General features: G+C 71.9%; 10 protein-coding genes. 5 read left to right on the forward strand and 5 right to left on the reverse strand.

Features of this window, described 5'->3' with window-relative positions; all coding sequences use genetic code 11:
- Positions 1-231 precede the first annotated feature (231 nt).
- Positions 232-702, reverse strand: a complete 471-nt coding sequence (locus tag AB0F29_RS04950) for a hotdog fold thioesterase (RefSeq protein ID WP_018957580.1) — start codon at positions 700-702, stop codon at positions 232-234.
- A gap of 72 nt (positions 703-774) precedes the next feature.
- On the reverse strand, positions 775-3,072 hold the full coding sequence (locus AB0F29_RS04955; RefSeq protein ID WP_361867494.1) for an FdhF/YdeP family oxidoreductase: 2,298 nt from the start codon (positions 3,070-3,072) through the stop codon (positions 775-777).
- A gap of 130 nt (positions 3,073-3,202) precedes the next feature.
- Here AB0F29_RS04955 and polA point away from each other — a divergent pair, with 130 nt between their 5' ends.
- Complete coding sequence (polA, locus tag AB0F29_RS04960) at positions 3,203-5,914, forward strand: DNA polymerase I (RefSeq protein ID WP_361867496.1); 2,712 nt, start codon at positions 3,203-3,205, stop codon at positions 5,912-5,914.
- 63 nt (positions 5,915-5,977) lie between these two features.
- On the opposite strand, the gene AB0F29_RS04965 is transcribed toward polA, so the two are convergent.
- Entirely contained in the window at positions 5,978-6,853 is an 876-nt protein-coding gene (locus AB0F29_RS04965) for a DUF4184 family protein (RefSeq protein WP_361867498.1), read from the reverse strand.
- A 188-nt stretch (positions 6,854-7,041) separates the two neighbouring features.
- Between AB0F29_RS04965 and AB0F29_RS04970 the strand changes: the two genes are divergently transcribed.
- From AB0F29_RS04970 to AB0F29_RS04980, 3 genes are all read left to right on the forward strand, one after another.
- Complete coding sequence (locus tag AB0F29_RS04970; protein ID WP_361867499.1) at positions 7,042-8,868, forward strand: lytic transglycosylase; 1,827 nt, start codon at positions 7,042-7,044, stop codon at positions 8,866-8,868.
- Positions 8,869-9,051: 183 nt separating this feature from the next.
- The gene (locus AB0F29_RS04975; protein WP_361867500.1) at positions 9,052-9,189 is read left to right on the forward strand and encodes an SPW_0924 family protein; all 138 of its coding nucleotides are present in this window, start codon (positions 9,052-9,054) and stop codon (positions 9,187-9,189) included.
- A 26-nt stretch (positions 9,190-9,215) separates the two neighbouring features.
- Positions 9,216-10,181, forward strand: a complete 966-nt coding sequence (locus AB0F29_RS04980) for a DUF3068 domain-containing protein (protein ID WP_361867502.1) — start codon at positions 9,216-9,218, stop codon at positions 10,179-10,181.
- On the opposite strand, the gene hrpB is transcribed toward AB0F29_RS04980, so the two are convergent.
- A complete protein-coding gene (gene hrpB, locus AB0F29_RS04985) occupies positions 10,168-12,669 on the reverse strand; it encodes an ATP-dependent helicase HrpB (RefSeq protein ID WP_361867503.1) in 2,502 nt (833 codons plus the stop codon). The two genes, AB0F29_RS04980 and hrpB, sit on opposite strands and share 14 nt — an antisense overlap.
- Positions 12,670-12,727: 58 nt before the next feature.
- Positions 12,728-13,567: a class I SAM-dependent methyltransferase gene (locus tag AB0F29_RS04990; RefSeq protein ID WP_361867505.1), complete on the reverse strand. Its 840-nt coding sequence runs from the start codon at positions 13,565-13,567 to the stop codon at positions 12,728-12,730.
- 410 nt (positions 13,568-13,977) lie between these two features.
- Here AB0F29_RS04990 and rpsA point away from each other — a divergent pair, with 410 nt between their 5' ends.
- Entirely contained in the window at positions 13,978-15,495 is a 1,518-nt protein-coding gene (gene rpsA / locus AB0F29_RS04995; protein WP_361867507.1) for a 30S ribosomal protein S1, read from the forward strand.
- Positions 15,496-15,605: the final 110 nt, after the last annotated feature.

Here is a 15,605-nt window from a genome sequence, read left to right on the forward strand (position 1 = left end):
CGTTACGCAGTGTTACATCGGCGCTTGGGTCGGCAGGTCCGCAGGGCTGATGTGGCTGCTGAGTCGCTCATGGAACGTGCCGTGTGGTCAAGGAAGTTGACCGAGTGTGTTGGCCAACTGTCTTTTTTTGGTGGGGATATGGCACTGCCCGGCCGGAATACGCGGGGTGCGGTTCCGGCCGGGCAGGTGGGTTCGCCGTGCGGGGCGAAGGGGGTTGACGGGTGACGGGGGTCAGCCGGCTTCGGGGCGGGGGGCGTCGCGGAGGAGGCAGGTGAGGCGTGCGGTGCAGACCCGCTTGTCCTGTTCGTCGGTGATGACGATCTCGTACGTGGCGGTGGAGCGGCCCTGGTGTACGGGGGTGGCGACGCCGGTGACGAGGCCGTTGCGGGCGCCCCGGTGGTGGGTGCAGTTGAGGTCGACGCCGACGGCGAGCTTGGTGGCTCCGCCGTGGAGCATGGAGCCGATGGATCCGAGGGTTTCGGCGAGGACGGCGGAGGCGCCGCCGTGCAGGAGCCCGTAGGGCTGGGTGTTGCCCTCGACGGGCATGGTGCCGACGACGCGGTCGGCGGAGGCCTCGACGATGGTGACGCCCATGCGTTCGCCGAGGTGGCCGGCGGAGAAGAGGGCGGGCAGGTCGACGCCGAGTGCCGCGTACTCGTCGATGACTTCCTGCGGGAAGAGGGGTGCGGTGTGCTCGCCCATGGGTCCGGCTCCGTTTCGGTGCGCTCGTTCGTTGCTGTCTGCACTGTTCTTATCAGACGGCTGAGCGAACGCTTAGAGGGTGGCGGTTTCTCCGTCGGTCCGGGTGCTCTCGAAGCGGACGACGACCGATTTGCTGGCCGGGGTGTTGCTGGTGTCGGCCGTGGAGTCCAGGGGGACCAGGACGTTGGTCTCCGGGTAGTAGGCGGCGGCGCAGCCCCGGGCGGTGGGGTAGTGGACGACGCGGAAGCCGGCCGCGCGGCGCTCGACGCCGTCCTTCCACTCGCTGACGAGGTCGGTGTACGCGCCGTCGGCGAGGCCGAGGGCGGCGGCGTCCTCGGGGTTGACCATGACGATGCGGCGGCCGCCCTTGATGCCCCGGTAGCGGTCGTCGAGGCCGTAGATGGTGGTGTTGTACTGGTCGTGGGAGCGCAGGGTCTGCAACAGGAGCCTGCCGTCGGGGAGTTCGGGGTACTCGACGGGGGCGGCGGTGAAGTTGGCGCGGCCGGTGGCGGTGGGGAAGCGGCGCTCGTCGCGGGGGGCGTGGGGGAGGGTGAAGCCGCCGGGGCGGGCGACGCGGGTGTTGAAGTCCTCGAAGCCCGGGACGACGCGGGAGATGCGGTCGCGGATGGTGGCGTAGTCGCGCTCGAAGGCCTCCCAGTCCGTACGGGAGCCGGCGCCGAGGACGGCGCGGGCGAGGCGGGCGACGATGGCCGGCTCGGAGAGCAGGTGGGGGCTCGCGGGGGCGAGGTTGCCGCGTGAGGCGTGGACCAGGCCCATGGAGTCCTCGACGGTGACGAACTGCTTGCCGCTCGACTGGACGTCCTTGTCCGTGCGGCCGAGGGTGGGCAGGATCAGGGCGCGGGTCCCGGTCACGGCGTGGGAGCGGTTGAGCTTGGTCGAGACGTGGACGGTGAGGCGGGCGCGGCGCATCGCGGCCTCGGTGACGGTGGTGTCGGGTGTGGCCGCGACGAAGTTGCCGCCCATCGCGAAGAAGACCTTCGCCTCGCCGTCGCGCAGGGCCTGGATGGAGCGCACCACGTCCAGGCCGTGGTGGCGCGGCGAGGTGATGCCGAACTCCTTGTCGAGGGCGTCGAGGAAGGCCGGTGCGGGCCGTTCGAAGATGCCCATGGTGCGGTCGCCCTGGACGTTGGAGTGGCCGCGCACCGGGCAGACTCCGGCGCCGGGGCGGCCGATGTTTCCGCGCAGGAGAAGGAAGTTGACGACTTCGCGGATGGTGGGCACGGAGTGTTTGTGCTGGGTGAGGCCCATCGCCCAGCAGACGATGGTGCGTTTCGAGGCGAGGACGAGGGCGAGGGCCTGCTCGATCTCGGCGCGGGTGAGGCCGGTCGCGGTGAGGGTCTCGTCCCAGTCGGCCGCTTCGGCGGCCTTGGTGAACTCCTCGTAGCCGTGGGTGTGTTCGGTGACGAACGCGGTGTCGACGGCGCCGTCGGCGGCGAGGATCAGCTTGTTGAGGAGGCGGAAGAGGGCCTGGTCGCCGCCGATGCGGATCTGGAGGAAGAGGTCGTTGAGGGCGGTGCCCCGGATCATGCCCTGCGGGGTCTGGGGGTTCTTGAACCGCTCCATGCCGGCTTCGGGCAGCGGGTTCACCGAGATGATCTTCGCCCCGGCGGTCTTCGCCTTCTCCAGGGCGGAGAGCATCCTGGGGTGGTTCGTGCCGGGGTTCTGTCCGGCGACGATGATCAGGTCGGCCTGGTGCAGGTCCTCCAGCGAGACGCTGCCCTTGCCGACGCCGATGGTCTCGGTGAGCGCCGAGCCGGACGACTCGTGGCACATGTTGGAGCAGTCGGGGAGGTTGTTGGTGCCGAACTCGCGGGCGAAGAGCTGGAGCAGGAACGCGGCCTCGTTGCTCGTGCGTCCCGAGGTGTAGAAGAGGGCCTCGTCGGGGGAGCCGAGGGCGGTCAGCTCCTCGGCGATGATCGCGAAGGCCCGCTCCCAGGTGACCGCCTCGTACCGGTCGGCGCCCTCGGGGAGGTACACCGGCTGGGTGATCCTGCCCTGCTGGCCGAGCCAGTAGCCGCTGCGTTCGGCGAGGTCGGCCAGCGGGTGGGCGGCGAAGAAGGCGGGGGTGACGCGGCGCAGGGTCGCCTCCTCGGCGACGGCCTTGGCACCGTTCTCGCAGAATTCGGCGGTGTGCCGCTTGTCGCCCTCGGGCCAGGCGCAGCCGGGGCAGTCGAAGCCGTCCTTCTGGTTGACCTTGAGGAGGGTCTGCGCGGTGCGGCGCACGCCCATCTGCTGCTGGGCCATGCGCAGGGAGTGGGCGACGGCGGGCAGGCCCGCGGCGGCGTGCGGGGCCGGCTCGACCCTCGGGGCGTCCTGGACCGGGTCACCGGTCGGCGGCTTGGTGGCCATGATGCTGCTCCCCTTCGAGCGCTTCTTCCCCGTCCGTACGTCCTCCGTACGTCCTCACCGTCGATCCTGTCACGGCCCCCGGATGTCGTGCCGGTCCGGATTGTCAGTGGGCCGTGGCAGGATCGGGGGCGTGGCTGAGACGGCATCGAAGAAGACGGCAGACAACCGACCGCGCCTGCTCCTCATGGACGGGCACTCCCTGGCGTACCGGGCGTTCTTCGCCCTGCCCGCGGAGAATTTCACGACGGCGGTGGGGCAGCCGACGAATGCCGTGTACGGCTTCATGTCGATGCTGGCGAACACCCTGCGTGATGAGGCGCCCACGCACTTCGCGGTGGCGTTCGACGTGTCCCGCAAGACCTGGCGTGCGCAGGAGTTCCCGGAGTACAAGGCGAACCGCTCCAAGACCCCCGACGAGTTCAAGGGGCAGGTCGAGCTGATCGGCGAGCTGCTGGACGCGATGCACGCGGACCGGTTCGCGGTGGACGGTTTCGAGGCGGACGACGTCATCGCGACGTTGGCGACGCAGGCCGAGGCGGCCGGGTTCGAGGTGCTGATCGTCACCGGCGACCGGGACTCCTTCCAGCTGATCACGGAGAACGTGACCGTGCTGTACCCCACCAAGGGAGTCTCCGAGCTGACCCGGTTCACCCCGGAGAAGGTCGTCGAGAAGTACGGGCTCACCCCGCAGCAGTATCCGGACTTCGCCGCCCTGCGCGGCGACCCGTCGGACAACCTCCCCGGCATTCCCGGGGTGGGGGAGAAGACGGCCGCGAAGTGGATCAACCAGTTCGGCTCCTTCGCCGAGCTGGTCGAGCGGGCCGAGGAGGTCAAGGGCAAGGCCGGGCAGAATTTCCGCGACCACCTGGACGCGGTGAAGATGAACCGGGTGCTGACCGAGATGGTCCGGGACGTGGAGCTGCCGAAGGCCCCGGCCGAGCTGGAGCGCGCGCCGTACGACCGTACTGCGGTCACCGGTGTCCTGGACATACTGGAGATCCGCAACCCGAGCCTGCGCGAGCGCCTCCTCGCCGTCGACCCGGGCGCGGCGGAGGCCGAGCCGCCCGCGCCCGCCGCCGGGATCGAGCTGGACGGGACCGTGCTCGGCTCCGGCGAGGTCGCCCCCTGGCTGGAGGCGCACGGTGCGCGGCCGCTCGGCGTCATGACGGTGGACACCTGGTCGCTGGGCGCCGGCACGGTCACGGAGATCGCGCTCGCCGCCGCCGACGGGGCCGCCGCCTGGCTGGACCCGACGCAGCTGGAGGAGGCCGACGAGCAGGCGTTCGCCGCCTGGGTCTCGGACCCGGCCCGGCCGAAGGTCCTGCACAACGCGAAGAACGTGATGCGGGTCCTGCCCGAGCACGGCTGGCGGCTCGAAGGCGTCGCGATGGACACCGCGCTCGCCGCGTATCTGGTGAAGCCGGGCCGTCGCTCCTTCGCCCTGGACGCGCTGGCCGTGGAGTATCTGGGCCGGGAGCTGGCCCCGGCCGCCGCCTCCGACGGGCAGCTGGCCTTCGGCGCGGACGACCGGGCCGAGGCGGACGCCCTGATGGCGCAGGCCCGCGCCGTGCTCGACCTGGGCGACGCGTTCACCACCCGTCTGAAGGAGGTGGGCGCGGCGGAGCTGCTGCACGACATGGAGCTGCCGACGTCGATCCTCCTGGCCCGTCTGGAGCGGCACGGGATCGCCGCGGACCGGGCCCATCTGGAGGGGATGGAGCAGCAGTTCGCGGGGACCGTGCAGCAGGCCGTGAAGGAGGCGCACGCGGCGGTGGGCCGCGAGTTCAACCTCGGATCGCCCAAGCAGCTCCAGGAGATCCTCTTCGGTGAGCTGGGCCTGCCGAAGACGAAGAAGACCAAGACGGGATACACCACGGACGCGGACGCGCTGGCCTGGCTGGCCGCGCAGACCGAGCACGAGCTGCCGGTCCTGATGCTGCGCCACCGTGAGCAGGCCAAGCTGCGGGTCACCGTCGAGGGTCTGGTCAAGACGATCGCCGCCGACGGCCGGATCCACACCACGTTCAACCAGACGGTGGCGGCGACCGGCCGGCTCTCCTCCACCGACCCCAATCTGCAGAACATCCCCGTCCGCACGGACGAGGGCCGGGCGATCCGCCGTGGCTTCGTCGTCGGCGAGGGCTTCGAGACGCTGATGACGGCGGACTACAGCCAGATCGAGCTGCGGGTGATGGCGCATCTCTCCGAGGACGCCGGTCTGATCGAGGCGTTCACCTCCGGCGAGGACCTCCACACCACGGTCGCCTCACAGGTCTTCGGCGTCGAGAAGGACGCGGTCGACGCGGAGATGCGCCGCAAGATCAAGGCCATGTCCTACGGCCTGGCGTACGGTCTCTCCGCGTTCGGCCTCTCCCAGCAGCTGAACATCGACCCCGCAGAGGCCCGGGTGCTGATGGACACCTACTTCGAGCGGTTCGGCGGGGTACGGGACTATCTCCACCGGGTCGTCGAGGAGGCCAGGGCCACCGGGTACACGGAGACGATCCTCGGCCGGCGCCGCTATCTCCCCGACCTGAACAGCGACAACCGCCAGCGCCGCGAGGCCGCCGAGCGGATGGCGCTCAACGCCCCGATCCAGGGCACCGCCGCGGACATCGTGAAGGTCGCGATGCTGCGGGTGGACAAGGCGCTCACCGAGGCCGGGCTGACCTCGCGGATGCTGCTCCAGGTCCACGACGAAATCGTCCTGGAGATCGCGAAGGGCGAGCGGAAGCGGGTGGAGGAGATCCTGCGCCACGAGATGGCCCACGCGGTCGAGCTGCGCGCCCCGCTCGACGTGTCGGTCGGCGTCGGCAAGGACTGGGAGTCGGCCGCGCACTGAGCCGCCGACAGAGGCCGGGCCCGGACCGCGCCGCGGTTCCGGGCCCGGGCCTTCCGCCCGGTCCTACCCCCGGCCGGCCGGCGCTCCCGTACGGGTCCCCTCCGCTACCGGCGTCCCCACCGTTACCGGCGTCCCCCGCCGCCTGCCCGGGAGCCGCATCCACACCCCGTACAGCAGCAGCCCGGCCGCCAGCCCGGCGCCCGCGCCGAAGCAGGCCGTGGGGATGATGTCGAGCGGGCTCTCCACCCGGCCGAAGCGGTCGTACCAGCGGACGCACCGGTGGACGGCGCCGAGCAGCACGCACAGGCCCAGCAGGCCGAGAGCGCCCCACCTCTCCCGGTGGCCGAGCACCGGCACCTCCTCGGGCGCGGGGGCCTTCGGGGCCAGCCGGAGCCCGGTGACGGCGAACCAGCCGATGACCACGAGGGCCAGGGCCGAACTGCCGTACTGCACGAACTGGTACACCGGGAAGCCGCCGACACTGCGGCTGAGCACCGGCACCAGCTCCGTCCCCCACCGGCTGTGGTGCGTGAACGCGTCCCACACCACATGCGTGGCCGCGCCCAGCCCACCGGAGACGGCGAACCACAGCCAGGCGGAAGGGCCGAAGGAGGCCCGCGTCCACCGCTGCCCCCGGACGAAGGCGTGGACGCGGCCCCGTACGCGTACCGGCAACAGCGCGACCAACGGCTCCCGCAGCAGGACCCACACCGTCACCAGCGCCGCCGCGATGACCACGTTCACCGTGACGACCCCGAGGAAGGTGTGCGTGAACGACCCGAACTCCATCGCCCCGGGGATCACCGTGTCCGCGAAGTAGGTGATGTCGGGCGCGAACGAACCGGCGACGAGAGCGGAGGGGAACAGCGGCCACCGGGCCGTCCCGTTCCGGCGGATCGCCGGGAGCACGGCGGCGGCATGACTGAGCGTGAACGGCATGGCGGCAAGTATGCGGGACCGTTCGGGCACCCTTCCGTGGCCGACAGGACAACATGCGCCCGCGAACGTGAAAAAACAGTAAGAAGCGGTCAGGGCTCGGTGCTCGGCCGACACAAGTTGCCGTAGGGTCGCTGGAGTCCTTGCGCTGGGGAGCGCGAGCAGCCTTCGAGGGGGAGGGACCGGAACGTATGGCAGCGCACATTCGCCGACGTCTGCGCAAGGGGGCCACGACCACCGCGGTGGCGGCGGCCGCCGTGGCGGCACTCGCGGCCTCGCAGGCGCCCGCGGCGACCCTGGCCGACGGACCCGCCGGCGGCGGTGACCCGAAGGCGGCCGGCGAGGACACCGCGAGCACCGAGGACGACGGCGCCGCGACCGGCAACTCGCCCTACTACACGGACCTTCCGCCCCTGGTCACACCCAACAAGCCCGGGGCCTCCAGCAATCTCCCGGCGACCGGGAGCGCGGAAGCCGGCATTCCGGCGTCGGTCCTGGCCGCGTACAAGCAGGCCGAGCAGACCGTCCGGACGACCGACCCCGCCTGCCGGCTGCCCTGGCAGCTCCTCGCGGCCATCGGCAAGGTCGAGTCCGGCCAGGCCCGCGGCGGTCGCGTCGACGCCAACGGCACCGCCAGCCCCCCGATCCTCGGCCCGGCCCTCAACGGCCAGGGCTTCGCCCTGATCAAGGACACCGACGGCGGGGCGTACGACGGCGACGCGGTCCACGACCGCGCGGTCGGCCCGATGCAGTTCATCCCGTCGACCTGGGCCTCCTGGGGCCAGGACGCGAACAGTGACGGCCGCAAGGACCCCAACAACATCTTCGACGCGGCGCTCGCCGCCGGCCGCTACCTCTGCGCCAACGACCGGGATCTGGCCATCGCCGCCGACCTCGACAAGGCCGTGCTGAGCTACAACCGGTCGAACGAGTACCTGCGCACGGTCCGCTCCTGGTTCTCGTACTACCAGCGCGGTACGCACGAGATCCCCGACGGCACCGGAACGCTGCCCACCACTCCGAGCACCCCCTCCCCGAACCCGGGCCCGAGCACCAGTCCCGGTCCGAGCGCCACCCCGGGCCCGAAGCCCTCCCCGGACAAGCCGGGCGGGAAGCCGAGCCCGGGCCCCTCGAAGCCCGGCGACGGCTCCACCAGCCCGACGCCGAAGCCGCCGAAGCCGCCCACCTCCGAGCCGACGCCGGCCGAGACCTTCGGCTCCCTGGAGAACGCGGGCACCGGCCCGCTGCGCGCCACCGCGGGCCAGGCGTTCGACGAGCGGGTCACCGTCCTCGCCCGCAACGCGCTCGGCGCTCCGCTCGGCAAGGTGCCCGTCACGTTCACCGTCACCGGGAACACCGGCACGCTCTTCGCCGTCGGCAAGAAGACCGTCACGGTGCGGACCGGGGCGAACGGCACCGCCACCGCGCCGGAGCTCAGGGCCGGCGAGAAGGCCGGGGAGTTCACGGTGACCGCCGTCGCGGGCACCGGCAGGCCGCGCACCCTGACCTACGCGGCGACCGTCACCGCCCGCCAGGCCGACGCGATCGCCCGGACCGACGAGAAGGCGCTCGTCGCCGCACCCGGCGAGAAGTTCGCGGACGCCGTCACCGTCAAGGCCACGTACAAGGACGCCGCGGCGGCCGGAGTGGCCGTCACCGCCACCATGGTCAAGGACCCCCTGGGGCTTTTCGACAACGACAAGGGCCCGTACTTCAAGGACGCGGCCGGCAAGCCGGTGCGGACCCTGACCACTCTGACGACGGACGCCGCGGGTGTGCTCCGGCTCCCGGAGATCTTCGCGGACGGTACCGAGGGCACCTTCAAACTGCGCCTCACCACCGAGGGCGGCGCCTCGGTCGTCATCGAACTCACCGTCCGGGCCCCGGAGGCGACGGCGCCCGAGGAGACCGCCCCGGAGGAGACCGCCCGGGAGGAGACCGCCCGGGAGGAGACCGCCCCCGAGGGGACGGTCCCCGAGGAGGCGGCTCCGAAGGAGACGGCAACCCCCGAAGCCTGACCCCGCGGCACCCGCCGCGCCGCACAGCCACCGCACAGCCCCTCGGCCATCCGGCCGAGGGGCTGTCCGCTCTGTTCTCATCTCGCGCCCCGGTTGCTACGGTGCCCCAGCCCTGACGCCCCATCAGGTCGCCGGCGACCCATCAGGCCGCCGTCACCGGATCACCGCCCCGGGAGGCCGAGCATGCGTGCCCTCGTCGCCGCCGCCATCGGACTGGCCGCCGCCCTCGTGCTCGTGTTCACCATCTCCGCCGTCGGCTCCCCGGCCGGGGATACCTCGCCGAAACCCCTGCTGACCACCGTCCCGGGACCGAAGAGATAGCCGCCGCAGAGGGAGAGGTCACCACCATGCGCCGCCGAGCCGGTCTCGTACTCCTGGCCTTCGCCGTGTTCTTCGCCGCCCTGTCACCCCTGCTGCGCTGGTACGCCTTCCCGCGCCTGGCCAAGGTCCCGCCGAACCAGTACCAGGAAGTCGTCCTGGAGGCGTCCCCCGCGACCCTCCTCGACTACACCACCCTCAAGGCAAAAAAGGTCGAGAAGGTCACCATCGTCCAGACGCTCAAGGGCAACGTGGAGGAGTCCGAGAAGATCGAACGCAGCGCCGGACGCGACGTCGTCGTCTGGGACGCGCTCTCCTACATCCAGGGCCCCGACGGCAAGATGGTCTCCGAGATCCCCGAGCGCTACATCTTCGACGCCCACAGCCAGGCCCCCGTCAACGCCACCGGCGAGATGGTCGACGGCGACCCGGTCCGGCGCGAGGGCATCGAGTACAAGTGGCCCTTCCTCACCGAGAAGCGGGACTACGAGTACTTCGACGCCCAGAGCCGCACCACCGCCCCCATCCACTACAAGGGCACCCGGACCTTCCGCGGTCTGGAGGTCTACTACTTCGAGCAGACCATCCCCTGGACCAAGGTCCCGATGCCCAAGAAGATGCCCATCGAGGGCATCACCGCCGAACAGATCGCGCAGACCGGCATGACCCGCTGGTACACCACGAAGCGCATGTTCTGGGTCGACCCCGTCACCGGAGCCCCCGTCAACGGCGAGGAGATCCATACGGAGGAGCTGCGCGACGCCAGGAAGATGGGCATGTCCGAGGACACCGTCACCGCGTTCTCCGGCCATGTGAAGATGCGCGAGGACTACATCGCGGACACCGTCGACCTGGTGAAGTCCCAGCGCGTCCTGGTCCTCCTCCTCACCTCGTACCTGCCCTGGGGCTTCCTCGGCCTCGGCATCGGACTGCTCGCGCTCGCCCTCTGGCTGGAGGCGCGGTCCCGGCGGGCCGGGAGTCCTACGACCGCTTGAACCGCGCCGAGGTGAACCGCGTCGCCGGTACGGTCGCGGGGTCCTCCGGCCACGGATGCTTCGGGTAGCGGCCACGCAGCTCCGCCCGCACCGCCTTGTAGCCCTCCCGCCAGAACGACGCCAGGTCCGCCGTGACGGCCGCGGGCCGCCCGGCGGGGGAGAGCAGGTGCACCAGGACCGGCACCCCGGCCACCCGGGGCGACTCGGCCAGCCCGAACAACTCCTGGAGCTTCACCGCCAGGACGGGCTGCTCGCCGCCGTACTCGACCCTGATACGGGAGCCGCTCGGCACCTCGATCCGCTCCGGCGCCAGCTCGTCCAGCCGGGCGGCCTCCCCGCTCGCCCAGGGCAGCAGCCGCCGCAACGCCTGGCCCGCGTCGATCCGGCCCAGGTCCGAGCGCCGCCGGGCCCGCGACAGCTCCGGCTCCAGCCACGCCCCCGTCTCCGCGAGCAGCGCCTCGTCCGAAACGTCCGGCCACGGAGCGCCCAGCACCCGGTGCAGGAACGCCAGGCGCAGCCGGAACTGCTCACCGTCCCGGGTCCACCGCAGCAGCCCGAGCCCCTCCCGCCGCAGCCCCTCGACCAGGGCCCCGCGCACCAATTCCGGATCGGGCTGCTTCAGAGGCCGTACCGCCAGCTCCACCGCCCCCAGCCGGTCCACCGACCGGGCCACCACCTCGCCGTCCACCCACCGGACCTCCTCGCCCCGCACCCGCAGATGCCCGGCGGCCAGCAGCGCGGTGGGCTCGTCGACCACCGCCGCCAGCCGCACCCGCGCCGACGCCGCGTGGGAGGGCCGGTCCGCGACCGCCACGGCCAGCCAGGGCGCGCTGCGCAGCCGTGAGGTCTCCCGCAGCTCCGCGCCCGTGCCCGACGCCATCAGGAAGGCCCCGTCGCCCCGGGCCCGCGCCACCCGCTCCGGAAACGCCAGCGCGGCTACGAGGCCGACGACGGCGTCGTCGCCCCGGACCCCGCCGGAGCCGGCGCCGTCCACCTGGCCCGACAGCCGGCGCACCTCCTGCTTCCAGCGCGCCGCGTACCCGTCCTGGCCCCGGCGGGCGGACCGCAGCGCCGCCGCGAGATCGTCCCCGTACTCCCTCGGCGGCTCCTCGCTCAGCAGCGCCACCACCTCCGCGGCCCGCCGCGCCCCGACCTCCCGCGCGCCGTCCAGCAAGGCCCGCGCCAGCCGGGGGTGCAGCCCCAGCCGCGACATCCGGGCGCCGCGCTCGGTGACCCGGCCCGCGCCGTCCACCGCGCCGATGGCCTCCAGCACCTCCCGGGCGGCGCCCATCGCCCCGGCGGGCGGCGGGTCCAGCAGGGCGAGCGAGGAGGCGTCCGGATCGCCCCAGCACGCCGCCTGGAGCGCGAAGGCTGCCAGGTCGGCGACCTTGATCTCGGGCGAGGGGAAGCGCGCGAGCCGCCCGTCCTCGGCCTGGTCCCAGCACCGGTACACCGCCCCCGGAGCCTCCCGCCCGGCCCGCCCGGCACGCTGCCGCCCGGCCGCCCGGGAGGCCCGTACGGTGCTCAGGGCGCTCAGCCCCCGGGCGTGGTCGGTACGGGGTTCCCGGGCGAGACCCGAATCGACGACGACCCGCACGCCCGGCACCGTCAGCGACGACTCCGCCACCGAGGTCGCCAGGACCACCCGCCGCCCCCCGGAGGACCCGGCGAGCACCGCGTCCTGCACGGCGGCCGGAGCCCGCCCGTGCACCTGGAGCACCTCCGCGTCCACGCCCGCGAGCTGCCCGGCCACCCGCCCGATCTCCCCGACGCCGGGCAGGAAGCAGAGCACATCCCCCTCCCGCTCGGCGAGCGCCCGCCGCACGGTCGCCGCCACATGCGTCAGCAGGGCGGGGTCCACCCTCATCCCGTGCGGCGGCTTCACCGGACGGGCGGGCGGCGCCCAGAGGACCTCCACCGGATGCGAGACCCCCCGCGCCTCGATCACCGGGGCGTCGCCGAGCAGCCGCGCCCAGCCCTCCGCGTCCGTCGTCGCGGACGCCGCCACCAGCCGCAGATCGGGCCGGATCACCTCCCGTACGTCCAGGAGGAACGCGGCGACCGTGTCGGCGTCCAGGTGCCGCTCGTGGCACTCGTCGATGATCACCACGTCCACCCCGGCCAGCTCCTGGTCCCGCTGGAGCCGCTGGAGCAGCACCCCGGTGGTCACGACCTCCACCACCGTGTCCCGCCCCACCACGCGCTCCCCGCGCACCGTGAAGCCGACCCGCTCGCCCGGCCGCTCGCCCAGCAGCCAGGCCATCCGCCGCGCCGCCGCCCGCGCGGCGATCCGGCGCGGCTCGGCGACCACGACCCGGCGCACCGGGCCCTCGCCGGTCAGCCCGGCCAGCACCAGCGGGACGAGCGTCGTCTTGCCGGTGCCGGGCGGGGCGCACAGGACGGCGACGCCCCGGTCGTCGAGCGCGCGCCGCAGGGCGGGCACGGCGGTGCGGACGGGCAGTCGGTCCAGGGCTTCGGTGCGGATCACGCCCCCAGTGTCGTACGGGAGCGTCCCCAGGTTCCGCGCACCCCGGCCGGTCAGCGGCTCAGCCCCGCTCGCAGACGAAGATCGCCGTGCCAGGGATCAGGTTGCCGCGCAGCGGGGACCAGCCGCCCCACTCCTGGTTGTTCCAGGCGGGCCATTCCGGCTCGACCAGGTCGACCAGCCGGAAGCCGCCCGCCACCACGTCCCGGACCCGGTCGCCCAGTGTGCGGTGGTGCTCCACATAGACGGCGTCGCCGTCCTCGTCCTGCTCCACGTAGGGGACGCGGTCGAAGTAGGAGGCGGCGACGGACAGCCCCTCGGGCCCGGGCTCGTCCGGGAACGCCCAGCGGACCGGGTGCGTCACGGAGAACACCCAGCGCCCGCCGGGCCGCAGTACCCGGTGGACCTCGCGGAAGACCCGCACGGGGTCGGCGACGAACGGCACCGCCCCGTACGCGGAGCAGGCCAGGTCGAAGGAGCCGTCCCGGAACGGGAGCCGGCCCGCGTCGGCCTCGACCAGGGGGACGTCCCCGCCGATCCGCAGGGCGTGCTGGAGCTGCCGGTGGGAGAGGTCGAGCGCGACCGGGCGGGCGCCCTGCCCGGCCAGCCAGCGCGAGCACTGGGCGGCCCCGGCGCCGATCTCCAGGACGTCGAGGCCCTTCAAGGAGGCGGCGGGCCCGAGCAGGGCGGCGTCCGCCTCGTCCAGCCCCTCCGGACCCCAGACGAAGCGGTCGTCCCCCAGGAAGCCGCCGTGATCGCTCTGGTACTCGTCGGCGTTCCGGTCCCACCAGCCTCGGCTGGCCCGGCTGCTCTCCGTATCGTCCGCCGCACGGCGCGTGGCTTCAGGCTCCGGGGGCGCTGCGGGTTCTGCGGAGTAGGTCCCGTGGATCTCTTGGCTCATCGTGCCCGTCGTTGTAGTTTGCCTTCACCCGCCGCGCGCGGTACGTACCAGGGGGCGTACCCCGGGGGTACGGACGCGCGTCCGTACCGCCGTGCCGGTGTGTTCTCGGGCCGATGTGGCCTCGGGGAACACGAGTTGTGCCGGAATTGGGGCGATGTGCCCCGGGTGTGCGCCTTCGCGCATTGACCCTGTCCGGCTGCCCCCGTATGCTACAAGTTGCGCTGCGAGCCTGCGCGCCTCAGACCTAGCAGGCCGCGCTCGCGTCTGTTGCATGTCCCCTCGGTTGTCGAGAGCGTCTCTCCGGAAACGGATTGCGTGCTTTCCAGGCTGTCCGGCTTCTGCAGAGGCGATACGGGCTTTCGGCGTAGCAGTACCTACGACTCTCTGTCCGTACCGGAGCCCTTTCCCACATGACGAGCAGCACCGAGACCACCACCACGCCGCAGGTTGCGGTCAACGACATCGGCGACGCGGACGCGTTCCTCGCGGCGATCGACGAGACGATCAAGTACTTCAACGACGGCGACATCGTTGATGGCGTCATCGTCAAGGTTGACCGGGACGAGGTCCTCCTCGACATCGGTTACAAGACCGAAGGTGTCATCCCGAGCCGCGAGCTCTCGATCAAGCACGACGTCGACCCGAACGAGGTCGTCAAGGTCGGCGACGAGATCGAGGCCCTGGTTCTCCAGAAGGAGGACAAGGAAGGCCGCCTGATTCTCTCGAAGAAGCGCGCTCAGTACGAGCGTGCTTGGGGCACCATCGAGAAGATCAAGGAAGAGGACGGCATCGTCACCGGTACCGTCATCGAGGTGGTCAAGGGTGGTCTCATCCTCGACATCGGCCTCCGTGGCTTCCTGCCGGCGTCGCTCGTCGAGATGCGTCGCGTCCGCGACCTCCAGCCCTACGTGGGCAAGGAGCTCGAGGCCAAGATCATCGAGCTGGACAAGAACCGCAACAACGTGGTCCTGTCCCGCCGTGCCTGGCTCGAGCAGACGCAGTCCGAGGTTCGCCAGACGTTCCTCACGACCCTGCAGAAGGGTCAGGTCCGCTCCGGCGTCGTCTCCTCGATCGTCAACTTCGGTGCCTTCGTGGACCTGGGTGGCGTCGACGGTCTCGTGCACGTCTCCGAGCTGTCCTGGAAGCACATCGACCACCCCTCCGAGGTTGTCGAGGTCGGCCAGGAAGTCACCGTCGAGGTTCTCGACGTCGACATGGACCGCGAGCGCGTCTCCCTGTCGCTCAAGGCGACGCAGGAAGACCCGTGGCAGCAGTTCGCCCGGACGCACCAGATCGGTCAGGTCGTCCCGGGTAAGGTCACCAAGCTCGTTCCCTTCGGTGCGTTCGTCCGCGTCGACGAGGGCATCGAGGGCCTGGTCCACATCTCCGAGCTGGCCGAGCGCCACGTGGAGATCCCGGAGCAGGTCGTCCAGGTCAACGACGAGATCTTCGTCAAGGTCATCGACATCGACCTCGAGCGTCGTCGCATCAGCCTCTCGCTGAAGCAGGCCAACGAGTCCTTCGGTGGAGACCCGGCCTCGGTCGAGTTCGACCCGACGCTGTACGGCATGGCCGCGTCGTACGACGACCAGGGCAACTACATCTACCCCGAGGGCTTCGACCCCGAGACCAACGACTGGCTCGAGGGCTTCGAGGCGCAGCGCGAGGTCTGGGAGACCCAGTACGCCGAGGCGCAGACGCGCTTCGAGCAGCACCAGGCCCAGGTCATCAAGTCCCGCGAGGCCGACGAGGCTGCTGCGGCCGAGGGCGCTGCTGCCCCGGCCGGCGCTGCTCCGGCCGCCTCCGGTGCCAGCGGTGGCGGTGGCGGCGGCTCCTACTCCTCGGAGTCGGCGGACAACTCCGGCGCCCTGGCGTCGGACGAGGCCCTTGCCGCGCTGCGCGAGAAGCTCGCGGGCGGCCAGAGCTGACGCTCTGACCCCGGCGGCCCATCGGCTGCGGTAGCTGTACAGCGGTAGAAGTGAGGCCCGTTCCCTTCGGGGGGCGGGCCTCACTCGCGTTCAGGAGGCGGGGCGGGACG

The organism is Streptomyces sp. NPDC026589, from assembly GCF_040638385.1.
Classification (GTDB): Bacteria; Actinomycetota; Actinomycetes; order Streptomycetales; family Streptomycetaceae; genus Streptomyces.

Bases quoted from the DNA above. Each gene is read 5' to 3' on its own strand.
- AB0F29_RS04955 (WP_361867494.1), bottom strand. From the start codon at position 3,072: ATGGCCACCAAGCCGCCGACCGGTGACCCGGTCCAGGACGCCCCGAGG.
- AB0F29_RS04970 (WP_361867499.1), top strand. From the start codon at position 7,042: ATGGCAGCGCACATTCGCCGACGTCTGCGCAAGGGGGCCACGACCACC.
- rpsA (WP_361867507.1), top strand. From the start codon at position 13,978: ATGACGAGCAGCACCGAGACCACCACCACGCCGCAGGTTGCGGTCAAC.
- AB0F29_RS04975 (WP_361867500.1), top strand. From the start codon at position 9,052: ATGCGTGCCCTCGTCGCCGCCGCCATCGGACTGGCCGCCGCCCTCGTG.
- AB0F29_RS04980 (WP_361867502.1), top strand. From the start codon at position 9,216: ATGCGCCGCCGAGCCGGTCTCGTACTCCTGGCCTTCGCCGTGTTCTTC.
- AB0F29_RS04990 (WP_361867505.1), bottom strand. From the start codon at position 13,567: ATGAGCCAAGAGATCCACGGGACCTACTCCGCAGAACCCGCAGCGCCC.
- AB0F29_RS04950 (WP_018957580.1), bottom strand. From the start codon at position 702: ATGGGCGAGCACACCGCACCCCTCTTCCCGCAGGAAGTCATCGACGAG.
- AB0F29_RS04965 (WP_361867498.1), bottom strand. From the start codon at position 6,853: ATGCCGTTCACGCTCAGTCATGCCGCCGCCGTGCTCCCGGCGATCCGC.